The sequence below is a fragment of the uncultured Desulfovibrio sp. genome, from assembly GCF_944327235.1.
Lineage (GTDB): Bacteria > Desulfobacterota > Desulfovibrionia > Desulfovibrionales > Desulfovibrionaceae > Desulfovibrio.
This window is the reverse complement of sequence record NZ_CALVHE010000087.1, coordinates 1-10,014: the sequence shown is the minus strand read 5'-3', so window position 1 is coordinate 10,014 and position 10,014 is coordinate 1. Positions and strand designations below refer to the sequence as shown.

At 61.5% G+C, this 10,014-nt stretch carries 8 protein-coding genes; all 8 read right to left on the bottom strand.

The features are described from left to right. Positions 1–1,345: hypothetical protein (locus Q0K00_RS10110; protein ID WP_366937625.1), on the bottom strand; the 1,345-nt coding region annotated here is incomplete at its 3' end. A gap of 120 nt (positions 1,346–1,465) precedes the next feature. Then, positions 1,466–3,073 carry a hypothetical protein gene (locus Q0K00_RS10105; protein ID WP_297229170.1) on the bottom strand — a complete coding sequence of 536 codons (1,608 nt, stop codon included), beginning with the start codon at positions 3,071–3,073 and terminating at the stop codon, positions 1,466–1,468. Positions 3,074–3,633: 560 nt separating this feature from the next. Continuing rightward, entirely contained in the window at positions 3,634–4,287 is a 654-nt protein-coding gene (locus tag Q0K00_RS10100) for a hypothetical protein (RefSeq protein WP_297229168.1), read from the bottom strand. Then, on the bottom strand, positions 4,287–6,755 hold the full coding sequence (locus Q0K00_RS10095) for a hypothetical protein (protein WP_297229166.1): 2,469 nt from the start codon (positions 6,753–6,755) through the stop codon (positions 4,287–4,289). Before Q0K00_RS10095 ends, Q0K00_RS10100 begins: the two co-directional genes overlap by 1 nt. Continuing rightward, entirely contained in the window at positions 6,755–7,312 is a 558-nt protein-coding gene (locus tag Q0K00_RS10090) for a hypothetical protein (RefSeq protein ID WP_297229164.1), read from the bottom strand. The genes Q0K00_RS10095 and Q0K00_RS10090 overlap by 1 nt, the downstream gene beginning before the upstream one ends. Further along, complete coding sequence (locus Q0K00_RS10085; RefSeq protein WP_297229163.1) at positions 7,305–8,957, bottom strand: portal protein; 1,653 nt, start codon at positions 8,955–8,957, stop codon at positions 7,305–7,307. Before Q0K00_RS10085 ends, Q0K00_RS10090 begins: the two co-directional genes overlap by 8 nt. Positions 8,958–9,241: 284 nt before the next feature. Further along, positions 9,242–9,508, bottom strand: a complete 267-nt coding sequence (locus tag Q0K00_RS10080; RefSeq protein ID WP_297229161.1) for a pseudouridine synthase — start codon at positions 9,506–9,508, stop codon at positions 9,242–9,244. After that, a partial coding sequence (locus tag Q0K00_RS10075) for a DUF4376 domain-containing protein (protein WP_297229159.1) occupies positions 9,505–10,014 on the bottom strand: 510 nt, incomplete at its 5' end. The genes Q0K00_RS10075 and Q0K00_RS10080, both read right to left, overlap by 4 nt.

Sequence of the window (10,014 nt, the reverse complement as noted above, 5' to 3'; positions counted from 1 at the left end):
CGAGCACGGCCATGCTTTCAGCGTCAAGGCGGCTGTGTACCTCGGAAAGTTTCACCTCAAGGTCGATGTCTGACTCAGCGGCCCGCTGCGCCTGCTCAATGCTTATCCCCAGCGGCGTCAGCACGTCGCGGCCCTGTTCGGAGAGTTCAAGCGCCGCACGCGCGGGGATGAAAACCGATTGCGCCAGAACATCGGACGCGCTTTCCAGCGCATCGGCCATATGCTCTGGCGCAAGCCGCTTCGTTTCGCTGGCTTCCACGGCATCATGCAAGGCAATGTTTTGCCGAGAAAATTCCTCAGCCGTTTGCCGTTCCCTGTTGCGGATAGCCAGCGAGCGCGCACCACCGCCAAGCAGTCCCCAGACAGAACCGATGGCGGCCTCGTAAAGCCCTTCATAGTGAGCACGCAGGAGCGTGTCCGCATCCGTGAGCTTGTCGGCAAACCATCGCAACTGCTCAGAGGCGTCGGGGCTTTGCTTCTCCGCAAGCCCCCACAGCTCCGTCGCCACTTCCGGGTATTTCTGGACATATTCCGTCAGTCCCTCAGTGGCCATTGCGCCAAGCGTTCTGACAGCCGTATCCCGAAAGGTGGAGGACCTGAAAATATTCATGAAGCGGCCAAGGCCCAGACGTTCCATCGGCGCCTGCAAGGTCGCATTGAGTGCGGACGCACCCGCGGCACGTTTCGGGCTGACACCCTGTTCACGCAGGTTGACATAGCTTGAGCCGCCGATTTGGATGCCCATAAGGGCAAGAGCCGCTGCCGGATTGGCGGAATAAGCGACAATGTTGCCGACCTGCTGCGGCACAGAGCGCAGAAAATCGTATCCGAACTGCCCCAGCTTCGTGTCGGCAACAACGGGCGCGGGCCTTGCCCTCTCGTTTGCCGCAAGAGCTGAACGAAAAACGTCCGCCGCAAAGCTTTTCTCTCCGGCAAGCAGTTCGGCAGCCGAAAGGCCCGCTCCGTAAAAGGCCAGCGAAAAGTCCGCAACGCCATGATGCAGAGAACGTCTCACGTTTGTTCCGAAATTTGCAGCGGCGTTGAACACGCCGGAAAGGCCCTCGTCGTCACGGGAAAGAGCGGCATTCTCCGGGTTTTTCGCTGCCCAGCGCGCAAGTTCCCCGTCCAGCTCGATACGCAAAGCGTCCGCCTGATCCCGCGCATACTCCAGATCGGCAAGCGCCACCGAACGCGGAAGGCCCAGCCGCACGGCGGCGGCTTCGGCAAGAGCCAGCCTTTGCGGCGTTATGCCCTCATCACGGGCAACGGCCAGCGAAGCCCGCAGGGATGGAGAGGAAGATATCTCCCGCGTCCTGTCCGTCGTCCAGGGCCGTTCTTCCGTCATCACCGGCTGGGGACCGAACGGGCCTGTTTCGGATTCGGCAAGCGCCAGCTCTATAGCTTCTCCCGAACGGGGAAGGATGGTAAAATCGTCCTGAATAAGTTGCGTCATGTCCGCCCCCAGCTATTTTTCCGCCTGCCACTGGTCAAGAACACCTTCCACAAGAGCCTGACCGCGCGTAAGGTCTCTGTCCCACCACCATTCCCGTTTGATGCTCCCCTCTATCAAAAGATGCGCGATAAGTTTTCGCAGCTCCGCGCCTTCATACGGTTTGCCAGGTCGTTTTTGCTGTTCCATGGCAACGGCTGTCACAAGCCATGCCGGAAACTCACTCTCACCCCTTTCGGGATTGAGCGTACGCCACTGGGAAAGTATCTCCTGCCGCGAAAGCTCTGACAGGCTGCCGCCTACCGCATTCCAGGTGAGCGCCTGTTTCATTTGCTCCGTCGTCATGCGCCTGTCGTAGGCGTATGACATGATGAAATCCTCAGTCAGTGGCTTCCCTCTGAATGCCGCTTCATCAATCAGGCTTTTCAGTTCGGCCAATGCCGTTATGTTCCGCATGTTTTCGGTAATTTTGCCATTGAATACATCAGAAGCGCTTTTCTGTGCTTCTTCGGAAAGACCTGACGAGGCAAGCAGACGGTCAAACTGTGAGGGTGACAATCCCTTTTCCCTTCCCTCTGCCACAACGCGCTCAACATCGCGCGCCATAATCGCCGTAGCCCTTTTTTTCCAGAACGACACTTCGCGCTCAACAAGACCACGGGTACGATCTCTCAGCAGGGGATCTTGAATGGCGGCCAGGGACTCAAAGGCTTTTGCCTGCATTTCGGAAAAAGATGCTCCGGGATCATTCATGGCAATGCTGCGTGCAAGCTTTTCAGCTTCCTGCCGTGCCGCTGCGTCAAGACCTTTTTCAATGGCCCCTTCAAGCTGCGCGGCAGCGGCAAGGCTCATGCCGTTTATGCCGCCTCCACCGGCAAGGCCGCCAAGGATGTCGTCCGCTTCGCGCCGCAGCCGGCGCTGTACCGAGGCGCGCACGTCCGGCTCCGATCCGCTGAACCGCGTAGCACGTTCGGCATAGGTGGAACGCACGAAGTCCTCCGGCGTCATGCCCTCCCGCCATGCCTTGCGAAGGATGTCGCCCGCGCCTGCCGCCCCGTGCTGTACCGCAGTGCTCCAGACCATTTGCTGGAGCTGCGGCGAAGCATTGACCGCATTCGCCGCGCCGGACGGCAGCGAACGCATGGCAGGTTCATAAAATTCCCGCTGGATGTACTCCCGCTCAATGTCGGCAAAGCCGGGAGCCTGCGCCTCGCGCTTCCACGCCTCCGGCATGGCGCCGGACTTGCCTCCGGTATCGGCAGGCCCTGCGGCCCGCAGCCGAGCGGCCATAGACGCGGCCTCTCCCCCCTTGCTTTCGAGGAAGCGCAAAAATCCATCCATGCTCCCCTGTTTGCTGGAAAGCTGAAAGCGCCCGTAGGACGTGCCGCCCTTTTTGTCGTAGCCTATGGCCAGGCTTCCATCCTCCCCCGCCTCGTAGCGGGCGGAAATGTCCCCAGGATGCGAACTACCGGCCTTCCATCCCTGCAACAGATTGGAAGCCGCCCCAAGGTCCCCGCGTTGGACATAGGCCAGACCGCGCCTTAGCTGAATATCGCTGGCCATCTCCATCATGGGAGCTGTGGCGTCAAGCCCGCGTGCCGCCAGCGATCTGCCGTATTGCATGAGCTGGAAATCCAGCCACGCGCCGTTTCCGGGGTCGCGTTCCGCATCGGCAAGGAGCTGCGCCCGCTGGCCTTCAAGGACGCTGTTTTCCCAGCGTGAGCGCTGCCCGGAAGCGTAAGCGGCGCCCTGCTCCTGCGCGCGCAGGGTGAGCGCAGCCATCTGCCCGGAAAGCTCGCGCTGGAACACCTCGTTGGGATTCCCGGCGAATTCGGCAAGCTGCCTGTCCGCGATCTCCCGCATCTTTGTTGCGAAATCCTCACCGGCGGTGAGCGCATTACTGCCTTGGCGGGTCTGGACGTACTGTTCCTCCCATGCGGCAAACTCTTTCCGCGCGGCAAGCAGGCTCTCGCTGATGCGTGTTTGCTGCTCACGAGCATAGTCACGGGCGAGGATGGAACCTATGCGTTCGCCCGCTCCGGCGACGACGTTAAGGAGTTCAGCGCCTCGCGTGTCCACCGGCATGACCGGCACGCTCACCTTTCCGGGCATCTGTATGCCTGCCGCGCCGGTTCGCTCCTGATAATACTGCTGCCGTGGCATGTCTCAACCTGCCTTCTGTCTTAGAGTAGGGCGGCAAGGCCCTTTTTCCTGGATATGCCCGCAATGTCTGACGCAAGTCCCTTAACGTCACTGGGGATAGCCGCAGCTCCTGCGCTTGATGATCCGAACAGGCCGGAAAGGCTCCCGCCTGCCAGACTGTATATGCCGAGGCCGGAGGTCAGGCCGGAAAGCCCAGCCGTAAGAAGAGACGTGCCGATGCTGTTCGCAGCCCTGTTGAGATAGGATGACTGGGCGTCGTAGACATCACTCTGGAAATCCAGCGTCTTTGCCTGCTGTTCCGCTCCCCAGAGGGCAAGGGCCTTCTGGTAGGCGTTTTCCCCAACGTCTGCGGAAAATCGCTCGATATTGCCGAGGCTAACGTCCAGGGCGCTGCCGCTGCCCATATCCACGTTCCCGGCTGCGAGAAGGGAACGATTCTGCCCCTGCGTCTCCTTGAACTGACGCCGGAGCTGCTCCCGCTGCCGGTCGTATTTCTGCGCCTCGATCTCGCCTTTCTGACGCTGGATGTCCGCCTGTTGGCGGCTGGCGTTCGCCTGCGCCTGCAAGGCATTTGCCTGCGCCCTCTGCTGCGCCGCCTGCGTTTGCGATGACGCCAGAGAACCGGCAGCCGTCAGGCCGCCAACGGTGAGCGCAAGAGTTGCGGCGCTTCCCATTATCCTTGACCTCCTGTCATGTCCGCGAGTTCCACGGAGGTGAGGACGGCAAGCAGCGTCACCGGCTGCGGGCCGTCAAAGACCAGTTCCAGTTTTCCGCCGTCGCGCCAGCCTCCCGCCAGCGGCACGGCCCAGTCAGCAAGCGACGCCTGTCCAGCGCCGCGAGCCGGAACTGGCATGGGCGGTCCGTCCCCCACTCTGGCCGTAAAGGGGCTGGAGTTGATGACGCGGCATTTTACGGCATTGAGTTTGCGGACGCGCATGATCGTTGATCCATTCTCAAGCGTGGTCTCCGGCATACAGGGGATGCAGCGGGCCGGGAAAGGCGTCTTGTCTTGACCGTCCACATGGAAAGGCGTCTGGCCGGTCCCGCCCTCGTAGAAATTCGCCAGACGTTCGACGTAACGGACGCCGCCGCGCGTCACATGGAACCATATCTGCGAGTTGCCGTCCGGTCCGGGGATGACGGCCACGTCCTCAAACGTCCCGCCGGGGGTGGAGTGGCGATGCCAGCCAATCACGTCATGCTCGCGCATGTAGGTGAGACCGGCCAGCGTGCCATCTTCAAGCACGCACCAGATGATGGAATGCGGTTCCGCCTGCCATGCCCACGAAACGACGGGGCTGTCCCGCAGGACGTGACGGGCAAGGAGGGAGAGATCCCCGGATTCGTAGCGGTCTGCGCTGAAATTATAGCCGAATTCACGCACCACGCGCCCGCCGCGTTGCAGGTAGACAAGGCCACTGCCCGTCCGCAGGACAGGGAGGAATGGCTGGGCGCCATAGAACGTCTGCGGCTGGAAAGAAAGATTTGACGGCGTGACTGCCCCGCCGTCCGCGCCCGCAAGTATCCATTCCCCGCCTTCCGTGCCGAGAGCCAGCCCGTTGCGGTCTGACTGGCACCAGAGTATCCGGTTTGCCTGCGTTGCGGCAAGGGTGGCCTCGATGGCGTCATCATCGGACGGGGGGATGCTGGCCGCCATGCTCTCGAAATTCCCCGCCTGCGACAGCCAGACCGTCAATGGCTGACTGTCCGAGGCCGCGAAGCCGAGCCGCTGCTGATGCAGAAAGACAACCGCAGGATATTTGCCCTCATCGTCAAAGGGGTCGCGGGCATCTGGCGGCGTGTCCTCCGTGTCGGCGGAAAAATTCCTGTCCTCAAATGAAAGACCGGAGACGACTTCCTCGCCCAGGCTCGCGCCTTCCGTGACCGGCGCGTCGTCGGCCCAGCCCCAGTCCGTGCGCTGTACGGTAAACGTCCCGGTCAGCGACGAGGACGATCCGACGACGTACCAGCTCCACGCGCCTGTCGGCTGTTCATCACCTTCCGCAGGATCAGCCGCCCAAAGCAGCATGGCCCCTGTGCTGTCGTCGCGCCAGAGGATGCGTCCCTCGGTATCTTCGCTAACCGTCGCTTCCAGTATTCTTGTCGTGCCGCCTCCGATGCTGTTTCCCGTACGAACAGCGACCGTGCACAGATAGCGGCCAGGAGCCTGCCGGAACGTACCGCTTATGCGACGACCTTCGGCAAGCTGCGCGCCGTCCAGCCGCAGGACAGACTCGACAAGCACATCATCCGACACGGGAAGGCGTCCTATGTATCCAAAAACTCCGCCCTTTTTCTTGTAAATGCGGTACTCGCTCGCGCCTTCAACCTGAGAAAGGGAGATGCGGATGAAATAGCTTTGCGAGAGAGGGGCGACGTTCTCGACAGTCACGGCTGTCGAAGATGGGGATTCCTCCCCGGTGGCGGCGTCGATGACCGTGGCCACATAGCTGTAGCTCGTACGGCTGTTTTCCCCGGCAGGGATGTTGCCAACCGGCACGGCCTCAACGATGCGCGGCGCGGCGATGGACGGCAGCCAGTCTATGCGCTCATAGCGCCAGTCGTCGTCCGCGTAGCGTGAGAGTTTGGCCGGGGGATGATTGTGGTGGGCCAGAAATATCACGTCCGCGCTTTGGGCGAAGCAAAGTTCAGGCAGTTCGTCAAGACGATACGGGAGGGATGCGGCGCCCGTCTTGTACAGACTGCCGTCAGACAGCCAGACGTTGACCGTTGTCCCCGCGTCCGTGCCGATCAGTTCAAGCATCCGGCTTTCACTGGCAGAAAAGATGAACGGCAGGAAGCGCGCCCCGCCGGGTATGCCTTTCGTCCCTGCGGAAGAACAGCCCAAACATTCAAGACCCGGACGTTTGGTGATGCCGCCCTGTGGGAGCGGTATCATGTTCTCCAGCTTCTCGCATCCCGTCTGGTAGCGGGGTTGGTCCACGCGGGCCGCCATTTGCGGCGATATCTCCCCGCCGTTGAGGACGTTTTGCGCCACATGCAGCGACGAACGCACAGCGGCGGCCGCCGTTTCGGCGGCTTTTTGCCGGTATTCGTCACGGCGACGTTCTTCCTGTGCCCGTCTTTCGGCCATCTGCGCCCGTTGTTTGTCGATGCGCTGCATATCAGACGTGAGACTCATTACCTGGCCTCGATGTAGGGAGAGCCGAGAGGCAGCAGTTCACGCCGCTCTCCGGCGTCCGACGCCTGCGCCTGCTGAAAGGCAAGCTGGGCAAGTTGCAGAAGGGACGCGCCAAGGCCAAAGGACTGGGCGGAAAGCGGCGCTATCTCAGCGGCTATCCTTGTAGCCACGGCATCGGCAAAGTCTGGCGTCCAGCCGGACGGGTCCGTCATACGGCGGACGTAACGGAGATTGCAGGGCGTGGCGTTGGTGAAAAGAAGGTTGCCGACGACGGAAAAACGGGCCTGCGGCGCTCTCAGGTCCTCCGCTGGACGCACGTCGATGACGCGCAGGCAGTCGTCAGGCAGGGTGTAGGCGTAGCGGTATCCGTGTGCGGGGGCCTCGATTTGACCGGGAGTTGCGTATGCTGTGGCAAAGTTCCACGGATGGGCGCGAAGTAGCTGCTCGGACACGTCGTCAAAGCGCGTCGAAGCGCCCCAGTCAACGTCCTGCAACGATGCGGACAGCGGCAGACCGCACTTCATGAGCGCGGCGTTGATGACAGAGAGTTTATCCATTCCCAGCCTCACTTGCTGCGTTTTGCGTATCCATGTCGCTGACGGTCTTTGCCGTCTGCGCTATGCCCTGTGCCATTTGTACGGCCTGTTGCATGGCCATGTTTTCGCTTTGCGCCGCCTGCGCCTGCGCCCGTTGCTGACGAATGGCCAGCACGTCGGCGTCCGCGCGGATGACCTTGCCCGGCGCGCCGAGACCGGTAGCCAGCTCGTCCACGGCCTGGTCGATGTCGAGCTTGTCCAGAGCCTGCGGGTCCGCCTGAGCCAGCGCCAGCACGTCCTGAACGAGCGCCCGCGTCGTTTCCGCGCCTGTTTGCCGCAGGGCGTTGGCAATGGGGCTGACAAAATCTATTTTCATGGCCAGCGGCATACCCAAAAGACTTTCCGGCGGAGGAGGCATGACTCCCTTGCGGTCAAGCATCCCGGCAACTCTCCACAGCAAAGGAGTCAGCACGTTCGGCTCGTACGCGCTCATGACCGGGCCGAGTTGTTGCAGCGCCTCGCGCTTTCGCTCAAGGAATTCCGTTGCGCTCATATCCCGTGGCCTCTGGTCGAGAGGTACGGAAGCGAATACGGAGGCCAGCAGCTCGTCCTCGATGCGCCCGGCGACGTTCTGCACCTCAGCCTGGAGGTACTGGAAGGCACTCGCCCACGGAGCAAGGTCGATGATGGGCCGGATGGCGTCATTGGACGCGACGTAGTTCACCGCGTGAGGATGCAGGCAGACGGCGTCCTTGTACTGGATGGGGGCCGCCACCGGCGGGGACACAAGCTTGGCCAGACCAACCAGCTTGTCCCGCTCCATCTTGTCGATCTGCCTGATGTCGGACAGGGCGTCGTCCCCCGGCCCCGTGCCGTAAAGCCCGCAAGCGTTCCACGTCGTGAAAAAGTACGGCATCTCCATATAGCCGCCCTCGCGCAGGAAGTCCTCCCCGCCCGGCTCCCAAAAGTACGACGCCCACGGCATGGACTTGGCGTCCAGCTTCCCCGGATCCCGCATATCCCTGCGCCGCACCACATGGATGACCTCAACAGGCGAATACGGAGCGGTTTCAAGCGCCTTGCGCGTCGCATCTGAAAGATTATCTTTTCCAAATATCTGCGCCATGCGTGCCGGAGTCATCCGAATCCGCCGCACAACGGAGTCCAGACGCCCGCCAGTGTCCATGCCGACCGAAAAACTCCCGATGTCGATGCACTCGCAGCGGATGTCCGTCGTCTCGTCCGCCTCAACATACAACAGCGCGCAGCCAGCCCAGAGCAGATCCGTATTGAACGAATGGATGGCCTGATAAAACCCGCCAGCATTCAAGGCTGAATCCATGCGCGCATTGACCTCGTCCAGCCACGCGGGCGCGCCGGACATCTCCCACAGGTCGCCATTGCGAAACGCCGCCTCGAACCAGGGCGCATTGCGCGGCGTCATGCCGCTCGTCAGCCCGGCAGCCCCCTTGCGCAGGGCTGCCGAGCCGATGGAAAGGAACGCCTCGCTATTGCGACGCTCTCCCCTGTCTGTCGTCAGTTCGCCGTCAAAGACCCCGCGATGCGGCGCAAGCCAGCGTGCAAGCTCCTGCCACCGTCCCATTCGAGCGGAGCGAAGCCCGTCAAGATGGGAGGCAAAACGCTGTATCTCATCAAGACGAGACATTCCCATATCCACCCTTTACATGGGGCGACCAAGAAGGCCGCTCGACTTTCCTGATGTTCCCGTTGTCCCGGACGAGCCGGACGCCCCCAGCGGCGACGTGAGCAGCGTGCCGCTCATGCCGCTGCGCGCCCGCAACTTCCGCCGCTCCGCATCCCGCACAGCGCTGCTTTCCGGTTCCGCCTCCTCTTCGCGCACGGGGATAGGGTCATACGCCGGCGCCGATACCGACGGCGACCCCCCCAAGCCAAAAAGCCCGCCGATAGCGCTTGCTACTCCTCCCATGTTTACCCCCTGAATTCAGGGCCAAGCTGAAACCTGCCCTTTTCGCTGATGTAAGAAAGTTCGCAGTGGCGCACGATACGTCCCCCGTTTTTTGCCACATCCCAGAAAAAGAGCCTGTCGATGAACCGGCAGGGCCAGCTCCGCAATCCGTCACGATTCCAGCGGAATGCCCTGCTGGAAAGCGTCTCGTCCGGCCAGCCTAGACAGAGGGCATTGATGAGCTGATCAACTGCCACAAGAATATTTTTGGCGTACTCGGTCAGCTTCACGCGCTCACCCCGTCAAAGTTGATGGCAACAGCCTGCAACGCCTCGATGCTCTGCGCGCTTTCAATGGCGGTGCGAAGCGTCCACTTTCGCGTATAGAGCGCCTGACCGTAAGCAATAACCTCAAGACGCATGGTGCGAAGCTGGTCCAGCGTCACGGTATGAAAGCTGTTGTCCGCAGCGCAAAACGTGATTTCCGGCGTGCCAGTGGCCTCAAGGCTGACGATGAGGCCGTCAATGTCCCTGTTGCTGCGCTCAGTTGCGTCGATGACAAATCCGGCAGAGGACATGATTTTGCCGGAAGCCTCAGCCAGGGAAAAAGCATCATTGAGCCGTGCAAGGCAAAGAGACCTGGCCTCTTCCAGCGAGAGCAGTTCCATGCCAACCGGCAAGCGGTAGCATTCCAGCGTCTTTTTGAGATAAGCAGCATCAGCTGGCTTTGCCCCTTCGTACAATTGAACGACCTTTGCCCCTTGAGGCGCTGAGGTGACAAAACATGCCGCCTCAAC